The organism is Dysgonomonas sp. 520 (assembly GCF_010501095.1).
Taxonomy (GTDB): Bacteria; Bacteroidota; Bacteroidia; order Bacteroidales; family Dysgonomonadaceae; genus QVMP01.
In genome coordinates, this window is the sequence record NZ_QVMP01000060.1 from 1 (window position 1) to 1,348 (window position 1,348).

Here is a 1,348-nt window from a genome sequence, read left to right on the forward strand (position 1 = left end):
AATGTCAAAGAGCAATTGGATTTATTTAATTCAAATTTTTAACGCATCAGTACTACTTCAAAATCTATAAAATCATCTTGATAGTTGTCTTCATCAAGATAGTCTTCTTCTTGTTCAGATTCCCATTGAGCCAGATAATAAACTTCCGAATTCATGTATTTTTCTTCCATTGCATCTTCCATAGCATTCATCTGTTCGGTATAAATCTCTTCCAATTTGGCTATATACTTCTCTTGTGATTGCAAATCATACCAAACAACTTCATATGACTTTTTCTCTTCATTTAGGTTAAAACTTTCAATACAAATAGTTCTACCGATTAGTTCATGAGGATTGTATGCATTAGTAAATTTTCGTTCAGAAACAAAATTGAATAATGGATCTAATTTGACTTGATAAAGTTTATTCCAATATTCGCTATTTTCAGCATCTTTATATGCCACAATACCAATATTCAATATTTTGGATTCAGATTTGATCTCTATGCTTTGAGATATAATGTTTATGATATAATAGTAGCCTTTTTGTAATTTCAAGAATCTCTGATCTATTGGGAAAACTCCCTCTTGAATTAGCCCTTTTAATATTGGAGAATTTTTCTCTATTGCATACATCTTTTGATTACAATATTTTTCAACTTCGTCAATAGTATCTACTATTTTAATAGATTTGTTTGCTTTTATAGCTTTGGTAATGATTTCTTTAGTCCAAGGTTGCATAAGATTTATTTTAATTGGGTTGCAAATTAACTAAAATAACCCTAATAAAGGATGAAAAAGAAAGACAATTTTTATTCATCTATTTAAGATGAAAATAGATATTGTCCAATTATTGTAAAATAGGATTGAAGTTAAAACCGTAGAATTTTATAGGAATTCATCAAAAAGAGCATTTTTTTGGTTTATCTAAATGCACTACGAATAAATATTGGTATATCTCCACCATCAATTTATATATGAAAATATCAGATGAAAATATTTCTAATAAAAAGTTCCTATAACAAATTCTTCATAGCCTCATCAATTTGACTGTTTTCATAATAAGTTTAACTTTGACAGTAAAATATCTATAAAATATGAATAGAATTGTCCTTATTGGTAATGGATTCGACTTAGCACACGGATTGCCAACAAGTTATAGAAATTTCATTGAGAATTATTGGGGAAATATTATAAATAAAGTTCATGATACTCGAAAGGTTTATGAAGATGAATGCATACATTTTTCTACCGATGTCCAAACATTAGCGCATATTGTATCAAAGAATACAGAATATTCAATAAAAGGTATAGAAGAACAAGTTGCTTCTTTTAAGAAATCATTGTATGGGACAAAAGCTAGAATTAGA

At 27.7% G+C, this 1,348-nt stretch carries 2 protein-coding genes; one reads left to right on the top strand and one right to left on the bottom strand.

Annotation, left to right across the window (positions count from 1 at the left end; all coding sequences use genetic code 11):
- Positions 1-38: 38 nt before the first annotated feature.
- Positions 39-719, bottom strand: coding sequence for a hypothetical protein (locus D0T56_RS16515; protein WP_163321266.1), 681 nt, complete (start codon positions 717-719; stop codon positions 39-41).
- 356 nt (positions 720-1,075) lie between these two features.
- Here D0T56_RS16515 and D0T56_RS16665 point away from each other — a divergent pair.
- On the top strand, positions 1,076-1,348 hold a 273-nt coding region (locus D0T56_RS16665), incomplete at its 3' end, for an AbiH family protein (protein ID WP_221412373.1).